The organism is Zavarzinia marina, assembly GCF_021568905.1.
Taxonomy (GTDB): domain Bacteria; phylum Pseudomonadota; class Alphaproteobacteria; order Zavarziniales; family Zavarziniaceae; genus Zavarzinia; species Zavarzinia marina.
Genome location: NZ_JAKGSB010000001.1, coordinates 942,600 through 965,168, shown reverse-complemented (window position 1 = coordinate 965,168; position 22,569 = coordinate 942,600). Strand labels below are relative to the sequence as shown.

The 22,569-nt window shown below is 67.5% G+C and carries 23 protein-coding genes, 1 tRNA gene and 1 riboswitch; of the genes, 12 read left to right on the top strand and 12 right to left on the bottom strand.

All coding sequences use genetic code 11. The annotated features are described in order from the left end of the window. The first annotated feature begins 48 nt into the window (after positions 1–48). From L2U69_RS04605 to ggpS, 5 genes are all read left to right on the top strand, one after another. The gene (locus L2U69_RS04605; RefSeq protein WP_236105374.1) at positions 49–2,007 is read left to right on the top strand and encodes a sigma 54-interacting transcriptional regulator; all 1,959 of its coding nucleotides are present in this window, start codon (positions 49–51) and stop codon (positions 2,005–2,007) included. A 69-nt stretch (positions 2,008–2,076) separates the two neighbouring features. Further along, positions 2,077–2,622: a single-stranded DNA-binding protein gene (gene ssb, locus L2U69_RS04600; protein WP_236105373.1), complete on the top strand. Its 546-nt coding sequence runs from the start codon at positions 2,077–2,079 to the stop codon at positions 2,620–2,622. A 395-nt stretch (positions 2,623–3,017) separates the two neighbouring features. Then, entirely contained in the window at positions 3,018–4,178 is a 1,161-nt protein-coding gene (locus L2U69_RS04595; protein WP_236105372.1) for an NAD(P)H-dependent glycerol-3-phosphate dehydrogenase, read from the top strand. Continuing rightward, positions 4,175–4,915 (top strand): HAD family hydrolase, encoded by a 741-nt coding sequence (locus tag L2U69_RS04590; RefSeq protein WP_236105371.1) that lies wholly within the window; start codon positions 4,175–4,177, stop codon positions 4,913–4,915. Before L2U69_RS04595 ends, L2U69_RS04590 begins: the two co-directional genes overlap by 4 nt. A gap of 1 nt (position 4,916) precedes the next feature. Next, a complete protein-coding gene (gene ggpS, locus L2U69_RS04585; RefSeq protein WP_236105370.1) occupies positions 4,917–6,434 on the top strand; it encodes a glucosylglycerol-phosphate synthase in 1,518 nt (505 codons plus the stop codon). Between the two features lie 15 nt (positions 6,435–6,449). Here the strand turns inward: ggpS and L2U69_RS04580 are convergent, their stop codons facing one another. The 4 genes from L2U69_RS04580 to L2U69_RS04565 all read right to left on the bottom strand — a co-directional run bounded on the left by L2U69_RS04580 (position 6,450) and on the right by L2U69_RS04565 (position 9,692). Continuing rightward, positions 6,450–7,121 (bottom strand): PrsW family glutamic-type intramembrane protease, encoded by a 672-nt coding sequence (locus L2U69_RS04580; RefSeq protein ID WP_236105369.1) that lies wholly within the window; start codon positions 7,119–7,121, stop codon positions 6,450–6,452. Then, entirely contained in the window at positions 7,118–8,032 is a 915-nt protein-coding gene (locus L2U69_RS04575) for a DUF2167 domain-containing protein (RefSeq protein ID WP_236105368.1), read from the bottom strand. Before L2U69_RS04575 ends, L2U69_RS04580 begins: the two co-directional genes overlap by 4 nt. A 96-nt stretch (positions 8,033–8,128) precedes the next feature. Then, positions 8,129–8,947 (bottom strand): metal-dependent hydrolase, encoded by an 819-nt coding sequence (locus L2U69_RS04570; protein ID WP_236105367.1) that lies wholly within the window; start codon positions 8,945–8,947, stop codon positions 8,129–8,131. 112 nt (positions 8,948–9,059) lie between these two features. After that, a complete protein-coding gene (locus L2U69_RS04565; RefSeq protein ID WP_236105366.1) occupies positions 9,060–9,692 on the bottom strand; it encodes a MarC family protein in 633 nt (210 codons plus the stop codon). 357 nt (positions 9,693–10,049) lie between these two features. Here L2U69_RS04565 and gyrA point away from each other — a divergent pair, with 357 nt between their 5' ends. The 6 genes from gyrA to L2U69_RS04535 all read left to right on the top strand — a co-directional run bounded on the left by gyrA (position 10,050) and on the right by L2U69_RS04535 (position 16,324). Further along, positions 10,050–12,851: a DNA gyrase subunit A gene (gene gyrA, locus L2U69_RS04560; RefSeq protein WP_268967270.1), complete on the top strand. Its 2,802-nt coding sequence runs from the start codon at positions 10,050–10,052 to the stop codon at positions 12,849–12,851. Further along, complete coding sequence (gene coaD, locus L2U69_RS04555) at positions 12,848–13,360, top strand: pantetheine-phosphate adenylyltransferase (protein ID WP_236105365.1); 513 nt, start codon at positions 12,848–12,850, stop codon at positions 13,358–13,360. Before gyrA ends, coaD begins: the two co-directional genes overlap by 4 nt. 82 nt (positions 13,361–13,442) lie before the next feature. Then, positions 13,443–13,940, top strand: a complete 498-nt coding sequence (locus tag L2U69_RS04550; protein WP_236105364.1) for a peptidylprolyl isomerase — start codon at positions 13,443–13,445, stop codon at positions 13,938–13,940. Positions 13,941–14,013: 73 nt separating this feature from the next. Further along, positions 14,014–15,057 (top strand): tRNA preQ1(34) S-adenosylmethionine ribosyltransferase-isomerase QueA, encoded by a 1,044-nt coding sequence (gene queA / locus L2U69_RS04545; RefSeq protein ID WP_236105363.1) that lies wholly within the window; start codon positions 14,014–14,016, stop codon positions 15,055–15,057. Continuing rightward, positions 15,054–16,181, top strand: coding sequence for a tRNA guanosine(34) transglycosylase Tgt (tgt, locus tag L2U69_RS04540; RefSeq protein WP_236105362.1), 1,128 nt, complete (start codon positions 15,054–15,056; stop codon positions 16,179–16,181). The genes queA and tgt overlap by 4 nt, the downstream gene beginning before the upstream one ends. A gap of 67 nt (positions 16,182–16,248) precedes the next feature. Continuing rightward, positions 16,249–16,324, top strand: a tRNA-Lys gene (locus tag L2U69_RS04535). Here the strand turns inward: L2U69_RS04535 and L2U69_RS04530 are convergent. Next, positions 16,325–17,317 carry a glutathione S-transferase family protein gene (locus tag L2U69_RS04530; protein WP_236105789.1) on the bottom strand — a complete coding sequence of 331 codons (993 nt, stop codon included), beginning with the start codon at positions 17,315–17,317 and terminating at the stop codon, positions 16,325–16,327. Positions 17,318–17,605: 288 nt separating this feature from the next. Beyond that, positions 17,606–18,298 carry a DUF1826 domain-containing protein gene (locus tag L2U69_RS04525; RefSeq protein ID WP_236105361.1) on the bottom strand — a complete coding sequence of 231 codons (693 nt, stop codon included), beginning with the start codon at positions 18,296–18,298 and terminating at the stop codon, positions 17,606–17,608. Positions 18,299–18,440: 142 nt separating this feature from the next. Here L2U69_RS04525 and L2U69_RS04520 point away from each other — a divergent pair, with 142 nt between their 5' ends. Then, complete coding sequence (locus tag L2U69_RS04520; protein ID WP_236105360.1) at positions 18,441–18,830, top strand: nuclear transport factor 2 family protein; 390 nt, start codon at positions 18,441–18,443, stop codon at positions 18,828–18,830. A gap of 69 nt (positions 18,831–18,899) precedes the next feature. Here the strand turns inward: L2U69_RS04520 and L2U69_RS04515 are convergent, their stop codons facing one another. From L2U69_RS04515 to L2U69_RS04490, 6 genes are all read right to left on the bottom strand, one after another. Continuing rightward, positions 18,900–19,076 carry a DUF1328 domain-containing protein gene (locus L2U69_RS04515; RefSeq protein ID WP_236105359.1) on the bottom strand — a complete coding sequence of 59 codons (177 nt, stop codon included), beginning with the start codon at positions 19,074–19,076 and terminating at the stop codon, positions 18,900–18,902. 25 nt (positions 19,077–19,101) lie between these two features. After that, positions 19,102–19,404: a hypothetical protein gene (locus L2U69_RS04510; protein WP_236105358.1), complete on the bottom strand. Its 303-nt coding sequence runs from the start codon at positions 19,402–19,404 to the stop codon at positions 19,102–19,104. Between the two features lie 5 nt (positions 19,405–19,409). Further along, positions 19,410–19,736 (bottom strand): hypothetical protein, encoded by a 327-nt coding sequence (locus L2U69_RS04505; RefSeq protein ID WP_236105357.1) that lies wholly within the window; start codon positions 19,734–19,736, stop codon positions 19,410–19,412. Between the two features lie 295 nt (positions 19,737–20,031). Continuing rightward, positions 20,032–20,463 carry an NUDIX hydrolase gene (locus tag L2U69_RS04500; protein ID WP_236105356.1) on the bottom strand — a complete coding sequence of 144 codons (432 nt, stop codon included), beginning with the start codon at positions 20,461–20,463 and terminating at the stop codon, positions 20,032–20,034. After that, positions 20,460–21,383, bottom strand: a complete 924-nt coding sequence (locus L2U69_RS04495) for a homoserine O-succinyltransferase (protein WP_236105355.1) — start codon at positions 21,381–21,383, stop codon at positions 20,460–20,462. Before L2U69_RS04495 ends, L2U69_RS04500 begins: the two co-directional genes overlap by 4 nt. Before the next feature lie 39 nt (positions 21,384–21,422). Then, a riboswitch (SAM-I-IV-variant riboswitch) is annotated at positions 21,423–21,529 on the bottom strand. 68 nt (positions 21,530–21,597) lie between these two features. Continuing rightward, entirely contained in the window at positions 21,598–22,500 is a 903-nt protein-coding gene (locus L2U69_RS04490) for a LysR family transcriptional regulator (protein WP_236105354.1), read from the bottom strand. Between the last annotated feature and the right edge of the window lie 69 nt (positions 22,501–22,569).

Here is a 22,569-nt window from a genome sequence, read left to right as displayed (position 1 = left end):
TCACGAAATTTCGTAGAGTTCTTTTACGAAATTTCGTGGTGGGGCGTCATGGCGGATGGCAGCGAGGCGAAACGGGTGGATGGCCACAGCGCGCTGGTGCCGCGCATGGAGGTGCCGGGGCCGCTCGCGGATGTCGCCCCGCTCGAACTGACCGGGGCGGTGCTGCGCGCCGCCTTCGAGCGCGATCCGGAACCGGCCTTCATTCTCGATCCGCTGTCGGGCCGCGTGCTGCGGCTGAACCGCGCCGCGCTGCGCCTGTTCCGCCTGGCCGAGGTCGGGGCGGCGGGCTGCATGATCGACCAGCTCTACCGCGACGCCCGCGGCACGCTCCACGTCTTCACCGAGGAGGCGATGGACCGGGGCCATGCCTATACCCGCGAACTTTCGGTCTCGGGCGCGGACGGCAAGCCGTTGCGGCTGGAGCATCGCGCGATCGCGGTCGCCTTCCAGGGCGAGCCCTGTCTCTATGTCGGGATCACAGACCTGAAGGCGCTGGCGCGGCGCACGGTCGACGACGAGGCGAATACCTATCACCGCCGGGGCCTCGACGAATGGCGCCGGGCCGAACGCTATTTCCGCGAGCTGGAGCGCGAGAACCGCCTGATCCTGGCGGCGGCGGGCGAGGGCATCTATGGCGTCAACGCCCATGGCATCACCACCTTCGTCAACCCGGCGGCGGCGCGCATGCTGGAATATGACCCGTCGGAACTGGTGGGCAAGGCGATGCATGGCGCCATTCATCACCACAAGCCCGACGGCAGCCATTACCCGGAAGAGGAATGCCCGATCTACAACGCCTTCCGCCAGGGCACGGTGAAGCGCGTGGACGACGAAGTGTTCTGGACCAAGAGCGGGCGGACGATAAGGGTCGAATATACCTCCACCCCCATCGTCGATTCCGGCGCCTATGTCGGTGCCGTGATCATCTTCCGCGACATCACGGAGCGAAAGCGCAACGAGGAGCGTCTGACCGCGACGCTGGAGGAGAATGCCCGCCTGCGCGAGCGGCTGGAACAGGAGAACGCCTATCTCCAGGAAGAGATCCGCAGCCATTCCAACCATGCCACCATCAAGGGCCAGTCGGGCGCCGTCGACAAGCTCCTGCAGCAGATCGACCTGGTGGCGCCGACCGACGCCAATGTGCTGATCACCGGCGAGAGCGGCACGGGCAAGGAACTGGTCGCCCACGCCATCCATCACGCTTCGGCGCGGCGCGACCGCCCGCTGATCCGCGTCAATTGCGCGGCGATCCCCCGCGACCTGTTCGAGAGCGAATTCTTCGGCCATGCCAAGGGCGCCTTCACGGGGGCATTGCGCGACCGGGTCGGGCGTTTCGAGCTGGCGGACGGCGGCACCATCTTCCTCGACGAGGTCGGGGAGATCCCGCTGGATCAGCAATCGAAGCTGCTGCGCGTTCTCCAGGAACGCTGCGTCGAGCGGGTGGGGGAGGGGCGCAGCCGGCCGGTGGACGTGCGCGTGATCGCCGCCACCAACCGCGACCTGAAGCGCGAGGCGGCGGAAGGGCGCTTTCGCGAGGATCTCTATTTCCGCCTCAACGTCTTTCCGATCGAATGCACGCCCTTGCGCGAGAGGCCTTCGGACATCCCGGGCCTCGCCGCCCATTTCCTCGATCTCTCCTGCGCGCGCCTGAACGTGCCCAAGCCGCAATTGACCAAGGCCCATGTCGAGGCCCTGAAATCCTATGGCTGGCCGGGCAATGCGCGGGAATTGCAGAATGTCGTCGAGCGCGCGGCGATCCTGTCGCGGAACGGCGTGCTGCGCTTCGATCTGCCGGGCCTCGGCGGCCAGGCCGAGTCGCCGCCGGCGGCGGAACCGGTGCCGGAGCGTGTGCTGACGGCCGGCGAAATGGCGCGTCTCGAACGGGACAACATTCGCCGCGCCCTGGATGCCTGCGGCGGCCGCGTCTCGGGCCGGGGCGGTGCCGCCGAGATGCTGGACATGAAGCCGACGACCCTCTATTCCCGCCTCAAGGCCCTCGGCATCTGACCGGGCGGCGTCTATCTTCAGTCAGCGATGAATCAGCGCGCCCCGGGGCGCGCGACCGAGGGGAGAGCCATGGCGGGCAGCGTGAACAAGGTCATTCTGGTGGGCAACCTGGGGCGCGACCCCGAGTCCCGCAACCTGCAGGACGGCAGCCCGGTGGTGAACCTGTCGGTCGCCACCTCGGAAAGCTGGAAGGACCGCATGACGGGCGAGCGGCGCGAGCGCACGGAATGGCACCGCGTCGTCATCTTCAACGAGAATCTGGCCCGCATCGCCCAGCAGTATCTGCGCAAGGGCAGCAAGGTCTATCTCGAAGGCGCGCTCCAGACCCGCAAATGGCAGGATCAGAGCGGCCAGGAGCGCTATTCGACCGAAGTCGTCCTGCAGAAGTTCCGGGGCGAGCTCACCCTGCTGGACGGCCGTGATGGCGGCGGTGGCGGTGGCGGCGACGACATGGGCGGCGGCGACTTCGGCGGCTATGGCGGCGGCTCCTCGGGCGGCGGTTTCGGCGGCGGCGGTGGTGGCGGCCGGGGCGGCTCTTCCGGCGGCGGCGGCCGTTCGGGCGGCGGTGGCGGCTTCGGCGGCGGGCCCGGCCTCGACGACGAAATCCCCTTCTGATCGGCCGGACCGATCCCATCGGAAAAGCGGCCCGGCGGGCCGCTTTTTTTGCGCTGCGGCCCGGTTGTACGCAGCGGCGACATGACCGTGCGGCAGCACAATTTCTTGAGTTAAAGTATTCATTCGTCCAAAATAATCGAAATTCTTGCCAATATAGAAATGCAATGCAACGCAACGAAATTCCGTTGATGCTTCTTTACGAAATAATGTTTTGCGAATTCGATGCTGGAAATTAATTTATCGTGTGGTTCTAAGGTGCGTGGATTTACTGTGATATATTGACAAGTTGTGATTTATCCGATAGAAGGTCTGTAAATCGTCATTTGCTCATGATCGAGTGGATTGGGGGAGACATCGGGCGCCCGCCAGCGCCATAGTCGCATGTGGAGGTACCCATGCAGGATTTCGCTTCGCTTGAAGCCGCCTCGGCCGAGCCCGAGGCTTTCGACAGAATCGCCGTGGTCGGCGCCGGGGCCTGGGGCACCGCGCTGGCCCTGACCGCGCATCGCGCCGGGCGCCGGGTCGCCCTCTGGGCGCGTGAGGACGCGGTCGTGGAACAGGTCGCGCGGGAACGCCGCAACCCCTTCCTGCCGGCCCCCATCGACATTCCGACCGACATCATGGTTTCCGGCGATCTCGGCCTGGTGCTCGAGGATGCCGACCTCGTCCTTCTGGTCACCCCGTCCCAGCACCTGCGTGCCATGGCGCGGCGCTGCCGCGGCCTGATGCGTGCGGGAACGCCGGTCGTCGTCTGCGCCAAGGGCGTCGACGGCGAGACCGGCGCGCTGATGAGCGACGTCGTCGCGGAGGAACTGCCGGGCCATGCGCTGGCCGTGCTGTCCGGCCCGACCTTCGCCGCCGAAGTGGCGCGCGAACTGCCGACGGCGGTCACCATTGCCGCCGAATCGGACGACGGCTTCGGCCCCGGCCATCTGGCCGCCCGCGTCGCCGTCAGCCTCGCCACCCTGACCTTCCGCCCCTATCTGTCGGACGACGTGATCGGCGCCGAGATCGGCGGCGCGGTAAAGAACGTCATCGCCATCGCCTGCGGCATCGCCGAGGGGCGGGGCCTCGGCTCCAATGCCCGGGCCGCCATCATCACCCGCGGCCTTGCCGAACTGACGCGCCTCGCGGTCGCCCTCGGCGCCCGGGCGGACAGTCTCGGCGGCCTCGCCGGGGTGGGCGATCTGGTGCTCACCTGTTCCAGCGAACAGTCGCGCAACTTCTCCTTCGGCAAGGCCATGGGCGAAGGCAAGAACCCCCATATGTCGGCGGACGGCCCGGTGGTCGAGGGTGCCGTCAATGCCGCGACCGTGGGCGCCCTGGCGCGCCGCCTGGGGGTCGAGATGCCGATCTGCGCAGGCGTCGAGGCCGTCTTGAACGGCACCCCGATCGACGAGGTCATGGCCGGCCTGATGACCGGCCACCTGCGCCCCGAACCGCTGGAGGCGGAGAACGACCTGCTGATCCCCCATCCGGCGGCACCCGCGCCGGGGGACGACGTCAAACCGACCGAAGAGGGAAGACAACCCGAAGAGGGAAGATTATCCGCATGAGTGAAACGCGTGAGTGGAATTGCGTCCTGGCCACCGATCTGGACGGTACGTTCCTCGGCGGCAGCGAGGAGCAGCGCGCCCATCTCTACGGCCATATCGAGGACCGCGACGACCTGCTGCTGATCTTCGTCACCGGCCGCGACATCGATTTCATCGCCGAACTGGTGGCCCAGCCGGGCATGCCGCGGCCGCGCCTGATCATCGGCGACGTCGGCACCTCCATCTACGACGGCGAGACCTTCGAGCCGATCCCGGCGCTCGAGGCCGAGATCGCGACCCGCTGGGGCGATGCCGGCGACCGCGTGGTCGACATGCTGAAGGACGAGCCGGGCCTGACCCTGCAGCCGACGCCGTTCCGCCATCGCGTCTCCTACGACTGCAAACCGGCGGAACTGGCGCCCGACCTCGTCCAGCGGGTCGAGGCGGAGGGGTTCGACGGCCTGATCTCGGCCGGGCGCTTCTTCGACGTGCTGCCCAAGGGTGTCGCCAAGGGGCCGACCCTGCTGCGCCTGGTCGAGCATTTCGGCCTCGATCCGGCCAAGGTCCTGGTGGCGGGCGATACGCTGAACGACCTCTCGCTGTTCGAGACCGGTCTGAAGGGCGTCGCCGTCGGCAATTCCGAACCGGACCTGATCACCGCGATCGCGACGCGGCCGACGGTCTTTCACAGCCCCTTCGAAGGGGCGGGGGGCATCGCCGATGCCCTGAGGCATTTCGATTTCAGGGTAGGGGCGTAACATGAAGAAATCGTCGCTGGCGATCGTCTATCACCGTCAACCCTATGAGGAGGTGGCGGTCGACGGGGGTGTGGAATTCCGCCCGAACCGCAGCCCGAACGGCATCGTGCCGACCCTGAAGAGCCTGTTCAACGGCATCGAGGCCGGGCGCGGCGCCTGGATCGCCTGGAAGATCTTCGAGCCGTCGGTGGGGGTGGATTTCGACCGTGTCGTCCACATCAACGACGTCAACGGCGGCTTCACCGTCTCGCGCCTGCCGCTGACCGCCGATCAGGTGGAGAGCTTCTACCACGTCACCTCGAAGGAGGCGCTGTGGCCGATCCTCCATTCGTTCCCCCAGGCGTTCCAATACGACAATGTCGACTGGGAGACCTTCCGCGAGGTCAACCGCCTCTTCGCCGAGGCGACGGCGGAACAACTGGCGGACGACGGCGTCGCCTGGATCCACGATTATAACCTGTGGCTGGTGCCCGGCTTCCTGCGCGAACTGAAGCCCGACGCGCGCATCGCCTTCTTCCATCACACCCCGTTCCCGGCGGCCGATGTCTTCAACATCCTGCCGTGGCGCAAGGAGATCATGGAAAGCCTGCTGGCCTGCGACCAGGTCGGTTTCCACATCCCGCGCTACACCAAGAATTTCGCCGAGGCGGCGCAGGCGCTGTGCGGCGCGATGATCGACCAGACGGCGCGGGTCTCGGAGGCGCTGTCGCCGATCGGCCAGGCCCTGTCCGAGCCTGAAGTGCCGACGCGGCTCGATCACGGCGGGCATCAGGTGCATCTGTCGACGGCGCCGGTCGGGACCGACCCGAACGGCATCCAGCGCGTCCTCGAGACGCCGGAGAGCGAGGATCTGCAACGCCGCCTGGTCGAGGAGATGGGCGGGCGCCGGCTGATGGTCGCGGTCGGGCGTACCGACTACACCAAGGGCATGATCGAAAGCCTGCTGGCCTTCGAGCGTCTCCTGGAGCGTCGGCCCGAATTGATCGGCGAGATCAAGCTGCTGGTCACCTCGGTCCGGGCGGCCTCGACCATGACGGTCTACGAGACCACCCAGCGCGAGATCGAGGCGCTGGTCGGGCGCATCAACGGCCGCTTCTCGCGCTTCGAGTGGACGCCCGTGGTGCTGTTCTCCCAGGCGATTCCCTTCGAGCAACTGCTGGCCCACTACCGCGTCGCCGACATCTGCCTGACGACGCCGCTGCGCGACGGGCTGAACCTCGTCGCCAAGGAATATATCGCCGCCAATTTCGGCCGCACCGGTGTCCTGGTGCTGTCGGAATTCGCCGGCTGCGCGGTCGAACTGCCGGATGCCCTGCTGATCAACCCGAACTCGCACCGTTCCATGGACAAGGCGCTCGACCGCGCCCTCGACATGTCGGTCGATGAGGCGCGGGAGCGCATGGTCAAGATGAACAAGGTGATCCACGACGCCGACGTGAACCACTGGCGCGAACAGATCCTGCGCGAATTCGCCCGCCTCCGCCGCCCGATGCCCCGCCCGCTTGCCGCCTCCGAATAGGGGCGGTTTCGGATCTCAGGGCACGGGCGCCGGACGAAGACGGCGCAGCACGGCGACGGCCGGCAGGCTGGTCATGGCGAGGGCGATCAGGAACAGCATGTTGCCGAACGGCGAGTCGTCCAGCAGATAGTCGTAGAGACCGTGGAGCGCGACCGACAGGGTCAGGGCGGCGGCCAGCCATTCGATGCGGCCGCCGACCAGGTAGCGGGCGATGGCCCAGGCCGCGAGCACGGCGTTGAAGATGTGGAAGGGGGTTGCGGTCAGCAGCCGGATGCCCAGCACTTCCGTCCCGTAACGCCCGACATAGAGCCCATTCTCGACACCCGCGAAACCCGCGCCGATCGCCGCCGCGGCCATGACGAAGGCGCCGTAGCTGGCGTCCTTGCCATCGCCGCCGCGTGCGGTGATGAGGGAGAGCTTGATCGTCTCCTCGGTCAGGGCGATCAGGACGAACGCCCGGAACAGCCCGCCCCAGGGCGGGTCGAAGCGATCCGCCAGCACGGGCCACAGCATCTCTTCGGCGATGAGGCTGAGCACGGTGCCGGCGGCGCCCGTGGCGAAGGCGCCGGCCAGAGCCTTGGCCTTGGCGTCGATGCCGTAATGATGGCACAGGAACCAGATCATGCCGCCCGGCAGCAGAAAGCCCGCCAGGGCCGCGCCCGTCCAGTCGGGCAGGGGCTGGCTCAAACGCCGGTCTCCCCGCCGCGGCGGAACACACGCTTGAAGATCTGCCAACCCCCGGCGAAAAGCGCCACGGCGCCGATGATGAAGACCTTCTTGAAGGCGATGACCAGGGCGATCAGGCCCTTGAAGAAGCCGGCCTTGGCCAGGACGCCGCCGGCGATCAGGCCGGCGATGCCATAGGCCGCGGTCTCGTCCACCTCCGGGTCGAACTCGGCATACGTATGGCCCTGGTTGAATTGCACCATGGACAGGATCGTATCGGTCTGGCTGTCGATCGCCTCGAACTGCGCCATGGCGCCGACGATGTTGAGGTCCAGATAGCCTCGACGCCCGAGAATCCGGATCTCGTAGTTCAGGGTTTCTTCCGGGGCGTCGCCGAAACGCAGGCGCTTGGCCCAATGCAGTTTCTTGGTGGCGGGGTCGTAATGCGGCGCGCGGGCCCAGCCGAGCAGATGGATCGCCTCGTAGCCCTGTTTCTCGCGTGCCGGATTGCCGTCTTCCGTCGCCTCCTGCAGGTCGCGCAGGAGGTCGTCGTAATCGATGTCGGCGGCATCGCCGTCGCTGATGTAGCCGGCAGCCTCGTATGAAATCACGACGGCCCAGGCATCGGGTGACAGGGGGTGGGGTTCCGCCGGCATGATCAAGCCCAGCACGCCCCGACTGGCTTCAGGGGGATTGCCCCAGAATTTGGTCAGGAAAGTCTGGGCGTCACCGCTTCCGAGGAATTGGAAATCCGGCGTCAGCGAAACATTCGCCAGATCGTCCCGCAGTGTGATGTCGCCTTCGATGAAACGCAGGCTGGTGAACAGGCGCTCGAATTCGGCGTCGCTCATTTCCGGCTGCTGCGCGCGGGCCGCGCCGAGGAACGTCAGCAGGGCGAGCAGGGGCAGTATCAGCGTGAACGATCGGCGCATGGATCAACTCCGCCTGGAATAGCGATCCATGCATCCTAGGGTTTAACTCGGATTTTCCAAGTGAATCATCGGTGGCGGCGGGCGCCGACCGGTGAGTCAGGCGGTCGCGTCCAGGCGCGCGCGGTGGCTGTCCACCAGGCCGCGGTTGTCGTGCATCCAGGGATGGAAGCCCGGCCGGAAATAGGCGAGCCAGGACGGCAGGGTCCGGGTGATCACCCCGTTGCGGCCCCAGAACAGTTTCACCAGCCGCCAGCGGTTGCCCCAGGTGGCGCGCCCGTCCGCCTTCATGATGGCGTTGATATGGACCGACATGAAGAAGGTGAAGGTGGTGGTGGTGACGAGCATCAGCCAGATGCGCCGCAGATAGCCGCCGAGGCCGGGATAGACCGCCCTGTAGACGTCGAAGGCGACGGCCTTGTGCTCGCTCTCCTCGATCGCGTGCCAGCGCCACAGGCGCGCCATTTCCGGATCCGCGCCATCGAGCATGTGGGGGAAGCGGAGCAGGTGGTCCGCCATGATCGCCGTGAAATGCTCGAGCGCGATGGTCATCGCCAGGCGCTGTTGCGGGCCCATCACCCGCTTCGCGAACTCGATCCGCTTCTTTTCCGCGTCTTCCAGGCGGGTGACGACCTCGCCCACGCGCTCGGTCAGCATGCGGTTGTAGCGCATGTGCTCGCGGCTGTGGATCGCCTCCTGGGTGGTGAAGCCCTGGATGTCACGCTTCAGGGCGGGATCGGTGATGCCGGCCGCATTGTCGCGCACCGCTTCCATGAAGAAGCGCTCGCCCTCCGGGAACATGATCGACAGGCCGTCGAAGAAAGCGGTGCGGGCGGCGTCATCGTCGCACCAGAGCGTCCTGGTGCCATCGACCTTGAAGGTGATGTTCCGGGGCGTGATCGGGGTCAGGCTGGCCATGGGTCGCGTCCTTCGGTCCCTGGCGCCCATGTGCCCGCGGCACCGGCGCCTTATATTTACATAGTTGTAGATTGGGCGAAGGGGGCGCGGTGTCAACCCGCTTTCTCGCGTCTCAGCCGATATTGAACAGGCCGCTGGTCTTCAGGCCGTCGAAGACGAACTGCACGGCAAGGGCGGCCAGCAGAACGCCGAAAATGCGGCTGATGACGTGGACGCCGGTGACGCCCAGCACCCGCTGTACCCCCGTCGCCGCCAGCATCATCAGGTAACCGACCGCCAGCACCGCGGCGAGGCCGAGGAAGACCATCGTTTCGCGCAGGGGATCGTCGGTCGCCGAGGTCAGCAGGATGATGGAGCCGATGGCGCCCGGCCCGGCCAGCAGGGGGGTGGCCAGCGGCACCACGGAAATGTCCGGCCGGTCCATCGCCTCCGCCTCTTCCTCGTCGGTGGTCGAATTGCCGCCCGAATGGCGCACGAACACCATGTCGAGGGAGATCAGCAGGAGAAGGATGCCGCCCGCGACCCGAAGCGCCGGCAGGGAGATCCCGAACATGCGGAGCAGCGGATCGCCGATCAGGCCGAAGATCACCATGATGCCGCCCGCGAACAATGTTCCCTTGAGGGCGATGCCGCGCCGTTCCGCCGGCGTGTTGTTGCCGGTCAGGGCGGCGAACAGGACGGCGACGTCGGCCGGGCCGATGGTGGCGAAGAAGGTGGTGAAGGAAATCAGAAACGTCTCGATCATGCGGCCCCCGGTCAGACGCCGATTATGGCCTTCGGCGGCCCGTCTTGTCACGGTCGGGCACGCGACTCCGGCCCTCGAGGGCGCCGATCGGGCGATTCTTCGGCGCGGTGCCGGGGGCGTCGCGGGGGGAGGCGGTTCGGGGGCTTATTTTACTTTTGATATCAATGGGTTGTAGGGCGTTTTTTCGCTCTGGCAATGGCGCCGTCCGAGTTGCTACATTCCGGTTACGGACGAGGCGCCTGGCCCTGCTTCCGAGACGCCGATCACCGGCGCAAACCGCAAGCGCATCATTTGACCGACCCCAATACCGCAGACCAGCCGGAACCGCAGGACGCGGGCCCGCCGAACGGCGGCGGTTTGCCGCCCGACGGCACAGCCGGCGGCGCCGTTCCCCCGGGTTCCGACATCGCCCCGATCTCCATCGAAGAGGAGATGCGGCAGTCCTATCTGTCCTATGCCATGAGCGTGATCGTCTCGCGCGCGCTGCCGGACGCCCGTGACGGTCTGAAACCGGTTCACCGCCGCATCCTCCATGCGATGAACGAGAGCGGCTACGACTGGAACAAGCCCTACCGCAAGTCGGCGCGCATCGTCGGCGACGTCATGGGTAAATATCACCCCCATGGCGACAGCGCGATCTACATGGCCATGGTGCGGCTGGTGCAGCCGTTCTCGATGCGCCTGCCGCTGCTGGACGGCCAGGGCAACTACGGTTCCATGGACGGCGACATGCCCGCCGCCATGCGTTACACCGAAATCCGCATGGGCAAGCCGGCCCATGCCCTGCTGGAGGACATCGACAAGGATACGGTCGATTTCCAGCCCAATTACGACGACAGCGCCAGCGAACCGGTGGTCCTGCCGGCGCGCTTCCCCAATCTCCTGGTCAATGGCGCGGGCGGCATCGCCGTCGGCATGGCGACCAACATCCCGCCCCATAACCTGGGCGACGTGGTCGATGCCTGTCTCGCCTATATGGACAATCCCCATGTCCCGATCGAGCGCCTGATCGAGATCGTGCAGGCGCCGGACTTCCCGACCGGCGGCCTGATCATCGGCGCCGGCGGCGCGCGCCAGGCCTATCTCACCGGGCGCGGCTCGGTCCTGATGCGGGCCAAGACCCATGTCGAGGAGATCCGCAAGGACCGCTTCGCCATCATCGCGACCGAGATCCCCTATCAGGTCAACAAGGCCAATCTTCTCGAGAAGATCGGCGACGAGATGCGCTCCAAGCGGATCGACGGCATCGCCGAGATCCGCGACGAGTCGGACCGCGACGGTGTCCGCGTGGTGGTCGAGCTGAAGCGCGACGCCATCGCCGATGTCGTTCTGAATCAACTGTTTAAGCACACGCCCTTACAGCAGAGCTTCGGCATCCAGATGCTGGCGATCGACCACGGCCGCCCGCAGACCATGACCCTGAAGCAGCTGATCCAGGCCTTCGTGGAATTCCGCGAGGACGTGATCACCAGGCGTACCCGCTTCGAATTGAACAAGGCACGCGACCGGGCCCATATCCTGGCCGGCCTCGCGGTCGCCGTCGCCAATATCGACGAGGTGATCAGGGTCATCCGCACATCGCCCGATCCGGCGAGCGCGCGCGAAGCGCTGATGAGCCGCGACTGGCCGGTGGCCGACGTCGACGCCCTGCTGCGTCTCGTCGAGGAGACGGGGCAGCCGGGTGCCGTCGACGGCACCTACCGCCTGACCGAGGTCCAGGCCCGCGCCATCCTCGATCTTCGCCTGCAGCGCCTGACCGCGCTCGGCCGGGACGAGATCGGCGACGAGCTGAAGCAATTGGGCGAGCGCATCACCTATCTGCTGTCGATCCTGCGCAGCCGCGAAATCCTGTTCGGCGTCATGCGCGACGAACTGATGGCGGTGAAGGAGGAATTCGCCAACCCGCGCCGAACCGAAGTGGTCGCCTATTCGGGCGAGCTGGAGGACGAGGATCTGATCGCCCGCGAGGACATGGTGGTGACCGTGTCCCACGGCGGCTACATCAAGCGCGTGCCGCTGACCGCCTATCGCGCCCAGCGCCGGGGCGGCAAGGGCCGGACCGGCATGGCGACACGGGACGAGGATTTCGTCTCCCGCGTCTTCGTCGCCAACACCCATACGCCGGTGCTGTTCTTCTCCTCGCGCGGCATCGCCTATCAGATGAAGGTCTGGCGCCTGCCCGAAGGCCTGCCGCAATCGCGGGGCAAGGCGCTGGTCAATCTCCTGCCGCTGACCGCGGGCGAGCGCATCGCCGCCGTCATGCCCATGCCGGAGGACGAGGAGACCTGGGAGAAGCTGCACGTCGTCTTCGCCACCAAGAAGGGCAACATCAGGCGGAACGCCCTGTCGGATTTCGTCGACGTGCGCGCCAACGGCAAGATCGCCATGAAGTTCGAGGGCGAGGACGCGGACGACGAATTGATCGCCGTGGCGCCTTGCGACGTCGAGCGCCACGACATCCTGCTGGCGGTGAACAGCGGCCGTGCCATCCGCTTCCCGGTCAATGAGGTGCGCGAATTCGCCAGCCGCCATTCGACCGGCGTGCGCGGCATCCGCCTCGACGACGGCGACAGGGTCGTGGACATGGCCCTGATCGACCATGTCGAGGCGACGCCGGCGGAATTGCGCGCCTATCTGAAGGCCCAGCGCAAGGCCGCCAACGGCGAGGAGGAGGCGGTGGACGCCGTCGCCCCCGACGACGAGGACGAGGGCGAGGAGGGGGCCGAGGTGGCCCTGAGCGACGAGCGTTTCGCCGACCTGGAAGCGCGGGAGCAATATCTCCTGACCGTCACCGAGAACGGCTATGGCAAGCGCTCCTCGGCCTATGAGTACCGGCTGACGCGGCGCGGCGGCAAGGGCATCACGGCGATCTCGACCAATGCCCGAAACGGTGCCCTGGTGGCGGCCTTCCCGGTGTCCGACCGTGATCAGGTCATGCTGGTGACGGACGGCGGTCAGGTCATCCGCTGCCCGGTCGACGACATCCGCAAGGCCGGCCGCAACACCCAGGGCGTCACCCTGTTCCGCACGGCCGAGGACGAGAGCGTGGTCTCCGTCACCTGGCTCGAGGAAGAGGACGAGGACGATCTCGAAGCCGAGGCCGAAAACGGCGCCGAGGCCGAAGGTCCCGAGTCGCCGGATGGGGAGGGCGCCGAATGATGCGGGTCGGCGTCTATCCCGGCACCTTCGATCCGCCGACGCTGGGTCATTTCGACATCATCCGGCGCGGCGCGCGGCTGGTCGACCGGCTCGTGCTCGGCATCGGGGTCAATTCCGGCAAGTCGCCGATGTTCGACTTCGAGGAACGGCTCGACATGATGAAGGAACTTGTCGCCGATCTGGCGGGCAAGCCGGGCAATGCCGAGATCCTGGTGGTGCCCTTCAAGGGACTGGTGGTCGATTTCGCCCGCGCCCACGACGCCATCGTCCTCCTGCGCGGGCTGCGCTCGGGCACGGATTTCGACTATGAATTCCAGATGACCGGCATGAACGCGACCATGGCGCCGGAGGTCGAGACCGTGTTCCTGATGGCCGATCTGGCGCATCAGGCGATCGCTTCCAGCCTCGTGAAGGATGTCGCCAAGCTGGGCGGCGATTATGCCGCCTTCGTGCCGCCGGTCGTCGCCGCGCGCCTGAAGACGAAGCTCGAAAGCCTCAAATCCGCCTGATTTTTTTGACCTTTAACCCAAGACCTTTGGAAGGAGTTGGGGTATGAAGCGCCTGTTTGCCATTCTGATAGCGATGTTTGCCATGACCACTGCCGCGGCCGCCGCCGATCCCGAAAACACCCTTCTGCTCGAATTGAAGGACGGCACCGTCGTCGTCGAGCTGCGCCCGGACCTGGCGCCCGTCCATGTCGCCCGCATCAAGGAACTGACGCGCGAAGGCTTCTATGACGGCATCGTCTTTCACCGCGTGATCGAGGGCTTCATGGCCCAGACCGGCGACCCGACCGGCACCGGCATGGGCGGTTCGGGCAAGAACCTGAAGGCCGAATTCACCAACGAGCCGTTCCTGCGCGGCACCATGGGCATGGCCCGCGCGCAGAACCCGAACAGCGCCGACAGCCAGTTCTTCATCTGCTTCCAGCCCGCCCGCTTCCTCGACGGCCAGTACACCGTGGTCGGCCGCGTGACCTCGGGCATGGAATTCGTCGACAAGATCAAGCGCGGCGTCGGCCAGTCCGGCTCGGTGCCCGATCCCAAGGACAAGATCATCTCGATGAAGGTCCAGGCCGACGTGCAATAATAATTGCCGTCACGATTGATTGCGATGGCCGGGAGATTCCCGGCCATCGTCGTTTGAAGGGGCGCGCGCGAAGATGAAAGTCGCCGATTTCGATTTCGACCTGCCGCCGGAGCGGATCGCGGTTCGTCCGGCCGTCCCGCGCGAGGCGGCACGCCTGCTGCGCATCACCGACGATGGCCTGGCCGATTTCACCGTCGCCGACCTGCCGGCCCTGTTCCGCCCGGGCGATCTCCTGGTCCTGAACGACACCAAGGTGATCCCGGCCCGTCTCGAAGGCGCGATCGGCGAGGCGCGGGTGGAATTGAACCTGATCCGCGCCCTCGACGATTCCACCTGGGATTGCCTGGCCAAACCGGGCCGGAAGTTCAAGCCGGGGGCCCTGGTTCAATTCGCCGACGGCCTGACGGCGACCGTGACCGCCAAGGATCCGGAAGGCCCGATCACCCTGGCCTTCGACCGCGCCGGGACCGATCTGATGGCGGCGCTGGACCGTGTCGGCACCATGCCGCTGCCGCCCTATATCGCCAAGCTGCGGGCACCCGACGCCCAGGACCGGACCGATTATCAGCCCGTCTTCGCGGCCAAGACCGGCGCCGTCGCCGCGCCCACCGCCAGTCTGCATCTGACGCCCGGCATGCTCGCCGCCTTCGATGCCATGGGCGTGGAACGTGCCATGGTCACGCTGCATGTCGGCGCCGGCACCTTCCTCCCCGTGAAGGCGGAAGATACCCGCGATCACCGCATGCACGCCGAATGGGGCGAAGTGCGCACAAAGGCCGTCGGCGCCATCAACCGGGCCCGGGCCGAGGGGCGGCGCGTGATCGCCGTCGGCACCACCGCGCTCCGCCTGATCGAGAGTGCGGCCCGCGCGGACGGCAGCGTCGCCGAATTCGCCGACTGGACCGACATCTTCATCACCCCCGGCTATCGCTTCCGCACCGTCGACACGCTCATGACCAATTTCCACCTGCCGAAATCGACCCTCTTCATGCTGGTATCGGCGCTGGCCGGCACCAGGCGCATGAAGGCCGCCTATGCCCATGCGATCGAGGCGGAATACCGCTTCTTCTCCTATGGCGACGCCTGCCTGATCGACCGCCTGGAGGATGCGCCATGACCGCTCTCGACTTCGGCTTCTTCGTCGAGGCGCGCGACGGCATGGCCCGCGCCGGCCATGTCCGGACCGCGCGCGGCGTCATCCGCACGCCCGCCTTCATGCCCGTGGGCACGGCGGCGACGGTGAAGGCCTGCATGCCCGAGGTCGTGCGCAAGGCCGGCGCCGACATCATCCTCGGCAATACCTATCACCTGATGCTGCGCCCGGGGGCGGAGCGGGTGGCGCGCCTCGGCGGGTTGCACCACTTCATGAACTGGCCCCACCCGATCCTGACCGACAGCGGCGGCTTCCAGGTCATGTCGCTCGCGGCCCTTCGCAAGATCACGGAGGAGGGGGTCAGCTTCCAGTCCCATATCGACGGCTCGAAGCACGCCATGTCGCCCGAACGCTCGATCGAGATCCAGCGCCTGCTGGACAGCGACATCGCCATGCAGCTCGACGAATGCGTGGCGCTGCCCGCCAGCCGGGACGAGACGGCGCGCGCCATGGAATTGTCGCTGCGCTGGGCCAAACGCTCCAAGGACGCCTTCCTGAAGTCCGAACCGCCGCCGGGGCGCGCGATCTTCGGCATCGTCCAGGGCGGCACCGAATTCGACCTCCGCCGGGCCTCGGCCGAAGGTCTGGTGGCGATCGATTTTCCGGGCTATGCGCTGGGCGGTCTCGCGGTCGGGGAACCGCAGGACGTCATGTTCGAGACCATCGCCGCGACGACGCCCCATCTGCCGGCCGATCGCCCGCGTTACCTGATGGGTGTCGGCAAGCCCTCGGACCTCGTCGGCGCGGTGGCGCGCGGCATCGACATGTTCGACTGCGTGATGCCCACCCGCTCGGGCCGGAACGGCCAGGCCTTCACCCGCCAGGGCGCGATCAACATCAGGAACGCGCGCTTCGCCGAGGATCCGGCGCCGCTCGACACCCGCTGCCATTGCCCGGCCTGCCGCGACTATTCCCGCGCCTATATCCACCACCTGGTGAAATCACAGGAGATCCTGGGCGCCATGCTGATGACCGCCCACAATCTCCAGCACTATCAGGACCTGATGGCGGGCCTGCGCAGCGCCATCCGCCGGGGCCGTCTCGACGCCTTCGTAGAGGCCCACGGCAGGGGCGAGGCCGACTATTGACCTTCCCCGCGCCCCGCCTCTATGGTGCGCCCCCTCGGGCCCGGGCGAATCCGGGCCCCGATTGCGTGAGCCGGTAGCTCAGTCGGTAGAGCACGTGACTTTTAATCATGTGGTCGTGGGTTCGATTCCCACCCGGCTCACCACTATCCCTTTTCCGCCACGATAAGCGCGCTCGCGCGCAGGTCCGCGACGCCGCGCTCGACCAGGGGGTGGCGCATGTCCTCGATCGCCGCCCGCCAGGACGGGCGTGCCCGGACGCGGCCGTAATAGGCGAGTGTCGCATCGAGCCCGCCGCCAGCGGCGAAGCGGGCGAGCCAGCCGGTCTCTTCCAGGCGCAGCAGGGCACAGGCCAGCGAAATATCGGCCAGGGTGAATTGCGCGCCCAGCAGCCAGGGACCGGCATTGTCACGGAGCGTCGCCTCCACCCTTTCCAGATGGCCGCGCATGGGGGCCCGGCCGGCCTCGATCAAGGCGGCGATCGGAGGCAGGCGCATGACCAGGCGCATGCCCAGCAGCCGCGCCAGAAGGAAGAAGGCGGGGCGCTTGCGGTCGAAATGGAACAGGAGGCCGACCGCGATCCGATGCGCCGGGACATGGCGGATCATGGCGGCGAAGAGGGGCAGCGTCAGGCCGGGGATGCAGGCCCCCAGGCGCTCGGCCGCGCCACCCATGGGGTCGCTGCTCGACAGGCTGCAATAGTCGATCCACCACGCCATTTCGGCCCGTCCCGCGTCCTCGCGCGGCGTGAGCGGCGGGGCGTCGGGGCCGGCCACGCGCGCGGCATAGGCCAGGATCTCGTCGGATTCATAGACCGGATGGCCCCCGTGCAGCAGGACCGGGATCAGACCCGCCGGATTGATCCGCAGATACTCGGGGGCGATGGTGCCATAGCTGCCGGTCTCGATCAGGTCGACGTGGCGATGGCGATAGGGGATGCCCAATTCCGCCAGCACCAGCCGGGCCTTCCGCGAGCAATGGGAGAAGGCGTTGCCGTAGAGCTCGAATTCCTGGTCGTGGGGCAGGGTGACGTCGGCCCTCAGGCCGCCGGCGACCGGATGGGTGCGCCGCCGCCGCTTCTCCCGCACGAAAGCGAAGGCAGCCCCGGCCATCAGGATCAGGACCGCTGCCAGCCACATGCTCACGCGCTTCTCCCGAGGTTTCCGGCGCGGGCCGCGACGCCGTGCGTGTCTTGCGCGTGGCTCACCGTTGGCGCCATTGGCATATACAATGTAGTTCATAAATGAACACATGTGATCAATATCAATCCTGATGACCGCGTGTCAAGGCGGCTATTCCCAGTGGGGATTTCCGGTCCGAGGAGACGAGGCCCCTCGCCGCGCGGACGGCGCCGACGGCACGCCGGTCGGCGCGACGGGGCCGTCGTCGATCGAAGGGCAGGGATCTGGCGGTGAACGGCCGCCGTCTCAACCCTTCCGCCAAGCCGGCGGCGAGGCGAGGGAGGGCGGGTTCAGGCACAGCAGAAGCCGCGTGACACCCGTGCCCGCGACGGGCGGGGAGCGGTGCACGATGCCGTGCGCGTGGTCGTCGCCATGGCCATGGCCGTGATGGCCGGCGCAGCCCCGGAACAGGGCGACGTCGCCCGCCGAAAGCCGTTCCAGCGGGCCGGCGTAATCCTTCTGGTCCTCGATCGCCCGGCTGGCGAAGCTTGGGGGCACCCATTCCGTTCCCGGGCCGGCATAGGTCGTCACCAGGCGCGCCGGCACATGGTCGCGATGGAATTTCCAGCAGGCGTCGCCGCCGATCGGCTCCAGCCGGACGTCGACCGCCGCAAGGTCGAGGGTCGCGGCGAAGCGCCAGGCCAGGGTGAAGACATCGTCGACCAGCATCTGGCGTTCCGGCCCCGCCGGCAGGGGCGAGGCGGCGATCATGGCCTCCAGGGCGGCCGGCAGATCCGCCACGTCGACCTGAATCCTGAAATCGGGAAAGAGCCCCGCGGCCAGCGCGTCGAGCCAGTCGGCGAGAGGGGCAGGCAGACGTCGGGGCCAGATCGCCAGCGCGACCTCCCGGGTCTGCAGCCGCCCCAGCACGTCCGCATCACGGCCGATGATGACCCGCGACGTTTCCGGTGGCGGCAGGGAAGGGGCGAGGTGGTTCATGGCTTCGGTTCCGCGGGCATCGGTTCGTAATGTTATAACATCACGTTTCCGTGGCGGAAGAAAGCAGCGATCCGCCCCACCGAAGGATGGGCGTTCCGACATGGCGCCGCCGTGCTAGGCTTCGCGAAAAGAGGAGGAGAGCATGCAGCCGGAAACCCTGAAACAATGGCTCGCCCTGTTCGAAAGCGGGGACATGTCGGGTCTCGACACGATCCTGGCAGAGGACGCGATCTTCATGTCGCCGGTGGTGCACACGCCCCAGGAGGGTAAGCGGATCACGGCGAAATATCTGTCGACCGCCCATAAGGTGCTGGGCAACGACAGTTTCACCTATACGAACCTGTGGTGGAACGAGACCTCGGCGGTGCTGGAATTCGAGGTCACGGTCGATGGCATCGCGATCAACGGCATCGACATGATCACCTGGAATGCCGAGGGCAGGATCGACAGCTTCAAGGTGATGATCCGGCCGCTGAAGGCGATCAACCTGGTCCATGGCCTGATGCGCGACGCGCTGATGGCGGCGGCCTGACCCCGGATCGGGAAGCGAGGCGCCGGACCGGGCCGCCGGGGCCCGGTCCGAAGTCCTCTTGCGTTCCGGTCAGAGCGGCGGCCGGCGGCCGCGCAGGGCGCCGACCAGGGCACTGATCAGGAACAGCACGATCGCGATGAAGAAGATCAGCTTCGCGATGCCGACCGCGGTGCCGGCAATGCCGCCGAAGCCGAGCACGGCCGCGATCAGGGCGATGACGAGAAAGGTGATGACCCATCCAAGCATGTCTCTGTCTCCTTTGTGAACGGGGTCAGCGCCGGGCGCCGGTGCCGGCCCCCACCAGGGTGGCCAGGACGACGGCGGTCAGCGGGTGCTGTCCGGCGAGCGAGGTCAGCTCCTCGAGCTCCGACTCATCCGCCGGCTTCCGCGCCGGGCGCGGGGCGGGCAGGGTCAGCAGGACGGCGGCGACGAACGCAAGCGCCCCCGTCACCATGCCCGCCAGGGGCACGCCCAATTGAGGCGCCAGAGCCTCGTAGATCCCGAAGCCGGCGAAGCCGACTCCCGCGACCACGAGACAGGCGACGGCGAGCGCCGTCACGACGAGCCGCAACATGGCGCTCACCGGCGCCTGGCGATGGCCGCGCCCAGCAGGGCGCCGACGCCGATGGCGACGCCGCAGGCCAGCGCCGGCCGTGCCTTCACCGCCTCGCCGACGCGGGCGCTGCCGGCCTGGATTGCCTCGCGCGCCTTGCCGGCCGCGGCTTTCGCTTCGGCCGCGGCGATGCCGGCGCCGTCGCGGCCGGTCTGGCGCAGGCTGCGGGTCAATTCGGACAGGCCGGACCGCAGGGCGTCGATGTCGGCGCGCAGGGTCTCCACGCTTTCCGAGCCCTCGGGGTGTTTCGTCTTGGTCTCGGCATGGCCATTGGTCGAGGCATGGGTTGCCATGGTCGAACTCCTTCTCCACTGGTTGCCATCCGGCAGGGCAACGGCGAGCCGAAGCCCGTGCCGGGGGTGAGCGGACCCGTCGCCCGGATGCGGGGCATCCGTCGTCTGCGAAAGGGCCGTTCGTTCTTCTTGGCGCGGGCCGCCGGTGCCGGAGCACGGCGGAGGGCGCCCGATATCCGCGAGCCGGCATCGAGGGCCGGGGCGGGACCCGCGCCCCCCATCGGGTGGCGCGGGTCATGGGCAAGGAATGCCGCGGCGCGGCGATTGTTCCCCCCGGGGCGGGGGCGGCGCGGCCTCAGCCGGCGTCTTCGGCCGTCGCGCGGGCGGCGACCTCGGCCACGCCGAGGCTGGTTTCGAGGGTGCCGTCGGAAAGTGCCGAAAGGGGAAACCAGGCGGCTTCCATCGCGTCGTCGCCGGCGACCGGCTCGCCCGACAGCCAGCGGCAGCGGACGGCGATCAGGACGAATTGGCGCTTCAGGATGCCGGCCTCGTCATGGTCGAAGGCGTCGACGGCGGCGAAGGCGCGGCCGGGGACCGCCGCCACCGTGGTTTCCTCGGCGAGTTCGCGGATCGCCGCCTGTTCCACCGTCTCGCCGAATTCGACCTTGCCGCCCGGAAAGCCCCAGAGCCCGGCATCCGGCGGATTGCGCCGCCGGACCAGAAGCACGGCACCCTTCCTGATCACCACCGCCAGCGCGGCGACCACGGGCCGGGCGGCGACGGTCATGAATGACGGCCGATTCGGCCCATCTCGAACGGCGTGGTCTGATACATCTCGTTGATCCAATTGCCGAACAGCAGGTGGGCGTGGCTGCGCCAGATGTTCACCGGCCGCTGTTTCGGATCGTCGCCCGGGAAGTAATTGCGCGGCAGGCGGCTGCCCTCGGGCGTCGCCGCGTCGCGCAGATATTCGTCGGCCAGGGTGCCGGTGTCGTATTCCAGGTGATTGAACATCTGCAGCGCCCGGTGGCGATGGTCGTGCAGCAGGCACAGCCCGGCCTCCCGGCTGTCCGCCAGGATCTCCAGCCCGCTGTCGGCCGGGATGTCTTCGCGCCGCACCTCGGTCCAGCGCGACACCGGGATGGCGATATCGTCCGAGAAGCCGCGCATGAAGGGCGAGGCCGGGGCGAGATTGCGGTGGCGGAAGATGCCGAACAATTTTTCCGGCAGTTCGTATTTGCCCATGCCGTGGAAATGATGAACCGCCGCCTGCGCCGCCCAGCAGATGTTGAAGCTGCGATGGACGTGGGTATGGGTCCAGTCGAACACGCGGCGCAACTCGTCCCAATAGGTCACGTCCTCGAACGCCAGTTTCTCGACCGGGGCGCCGGTGATGATGAAGCCGTCGAAGCGTTCCGTGCGCACCTCCTCCCACGGGCGGTAGAAGGTCGCCATGTGATCGGCCGACGTGTTGCGCGGAATATGGTTGCTGATCCGCACCAGGGTCAGTTCGACCTGCAGCGGCGTCGCGCCGGTCAGGCGGGCGAGCTGGGTCTCGGTGTTGATCTTGTTCGGCATCAGGTTGAGAAGGCCGATCTTCAGCGGGCGGATGTCCTGGCGGACCGCGTCGGTCTCCCGCATGACCATGACGCCCTCTTGCTCCAGCACACGGCTGGCGGGCAGGTCGTCGGGGATCTTGATCGGCATCTTCGCGTCTTTCCTCATGCAGCCGGGGAGACGCGTGGCCTGTTTCCGTTTGGTTGCCGGAGCGGCCACATCCTTCCCGAAGGAAGCGCCACCTTGCCCGGACGGCAGGTTGGCGTTGGGCGTCACCCCAACTCTCGATGTGGGCCGATATCTAGGGGTTTCCCGGTGCCTTGGCAAGAGGGTGCATGGCAGGGCCGCGTCGGGGCGCACCGGCCTATGGTACCGCCGGTCCGGCGCAGACGTCGCGCACCCGGCCGCGCAGCCAGCGATGGACGGGATCGGCGTCGAGTCTCGGGTGCCAGAACAGGGAAACGGTGAAACCCGGCACGGCGACGGGCAGGTCGAAGCTGTACAGGCCGGCGCGAAGCCTTCCGGTGTAGCGTTCGGGCACGACGGCGATCAGATCGGAGTCCCGGGCGAGCGCGATCGCGGTCGAGAAGCCGCCGACCACGGTCGCGACGTCGCGCGTCAGCCCCAGCGTCTCCAGCGCGGCGTCGACGGGCCCGCGGTCGCGGCCCCGGCGAGAGACGGCAATATGGCGTCCGGCGGCGAAGCGCGCGGGGCTGATCCCGCCCCGGCTCAAGGGGTGGTCCGCGCGCACGACGCCGACGAAGCGATCGCGGAACAGCGCCTGCAGGCGGATTTCGGGACCGGCCGAAGGGCCCAGCACGCCCGTCTCCAGGTCGACGCCGCCATCGCGCAGCGGCGCGCTCTCCTTGTCCGGCTTCTCGCGAAAGTGCAGGCGCACGCCCGGCGCCTCCACGGCGACACGGGCAAGGAGGTCCAAGCCGAAATTCTCGACGAAACCGTCGCGCGTGCGGAAGGTGAAGGTGCGGGACAGATGCTTCAGATCCGGCGCTTCCGCCGGGCTGAGCACGGCCTTCGCATCTTCGACCAGGGGAGCGACGCTGTGCTGGAGTTCCAGCGCGCGCGGCGTCGGCACCAGGCCGCGCCCGGCGCGCACCAGCAGGGGATCGCCCGTCGCCGCGCGCAGGCGCGCCAAAGCCCGGCTCATCGCCGAAGGGCTGAGCCCGAGGCGCCGCGCCGCCCGCGCGACATTGCCTTCGGTCAGGAGCACGTCGAGGGTGACGAGAAGATTCAGATCCGGTGTCGGCATGGCGCGATCATAGCGCAGCCGGCGACATCAGACATGGCGTTTGATGCACTATTAGAGTGAAAATCATGC

Bases quoted from the DNA above. Each gene is read 5' to 3' on its own strand.
- L2U69_RS04605 (WP_236105374.1), top strand. From the start codon at position 49: ATGGCGGATGGCAGCGAGGCGAAACGGGTGGATGGCCACAGCGCGCTG.
- ssb (WP_236105373.1), top strand. From the start codon at position 2,077: ATGGCGGGCAGCGTGAACAAGGTCATTCTGGTGGGCAACCTGGGGCGC.
- L2U69_RS04595 (WP_236105372.1), top strand. From the start codon at position 3,018: ATGCAGGATTTCGCTTCGCTTGAAGCCGCCTCGGCCGAGCCCGAGGCT.
- L2U69_RS04590 (WP_236105371.1), top strand. From the start codon at position 4,175: ATGAGTGAAACGCGTGAGTGGAATTGCGTCCTGGCCACCGATCTGGAC.
- ggpS (WP_236105370.1), top strand. From the start codon at position 4,917: ATGAAGAAATCGTCGCTGGCGATCGTCTATCACCGTCAACCCTATGAG.
- L2U69_RS04575 (WP_236105368.1), bottom strand. From the start codon at position 8,032: ATGCGCCGATCGTTCACGCTGATACTGCCCCTGCTCGCCCTGCTGACG.
- L2U69_RS04570 (WP_236105367.1), bottom strand. From the start codon at position 8,947: ATGGCCAGCCTGACCCCGATCACGCCCCGGAACATCACCTTCAAGGTC.
- L2U69_RS04565 (WP_236105366.1), bottom strand. From the start codon at position 9,692: ATGATCGAGACGTTTCTGATTTCCTTCACCACCTTCTTCGCCACCATC.
- coaD (WP_236105365.1), top strand. From the start codon at position 12,848: ATGATGCGGGTCGGCGTCTATCCCGGCACCTTCGATCCGCCGACGCTG.
- L2U69_RS04550 (WP_236105364.1), top strand. From the start codon at position 13,443: ATGACCACTGCCGCGGCCGCCGCCGATCCCGAAAACACCCTTCTGCTC.
- queA (WP_236105363.1), top strand. From the start codon at position 14,014: ATGAAAGTCGCCGATTTCGATTTCGACCTGCCGCCGGAGCGGATCGCG.
- tgt (WP_236105362.1), top strand. From the start codon at position 15,054: ATGACCGCTCTCGACTTCGGCTTCTTCGTCGAGGCGCGCGACGGCATG.
- L2U69_RS04530 (WP_236105789.1), bottom strand. From the start codon at position 17,317: ATGTGGCTGGCAGCGGTCCTGATCCTGATGGCCGGGGCTGCCTTCGCT.
- L2U69_RS04525 (WP_236105361.1), bottom strand. From the start codon at position 18,298: ATGAACCACCTCGCCCCTTCCCTGCCGCCACCGGAAACGTCGCGGGTC.
- L2U69_RS04520 (WP_236105360.1), top strand. From the start codon at position 18,441: ATGCAGCCGGAAACCCTGAAACAATGGCTCGCCCTGTTCGAAAGCGGG.
- L2U69_RS04515 (WP_236105359.1), bottom strand. From the start codon at position 19,076: ATGCTTGGATGGGTCATCACCTTTCTCGTCATCGCCCTGATCGCGGCC.
- L2U69_RS04510 (WP_236105358.1), bottom strand. From the start codon at position 19,404: ATGTTGCGGCTCGTCGTGACGGCGCTCGCCGTCGCCTGTCTCGTGGTC.
- L2U69_RS04505 (WP_236105357.1), bottom strand. From the start codon at position 19,736: ATGGCAACCCATGCCTCGACCAATGGCCATGCCGAGACCAAGACGAAA.
- L2U69_RS04500 (WP_236105356.1), bottom strand. From the start codon at position 20,463: ATGACCGTCGCCGCCCGGCCCGTGGTCGCCGCGCTGGCGGTGGTGATC.
- L2U69_RS04495 (WP_236105355.1), bottom strand. From the start codon at position 21,383: ATGCCGATCAAGATCCCCGACGACCTGCCCGCCAGCCGTGTGCTGGAG.
- L2U69_RS04490 (WP_236105354.1), bottom strand. From the start codon at position 22,500: ATGCCGACACCGGATCTGAATCTTCTCGTCACCCTCGACGTGCTCCTG.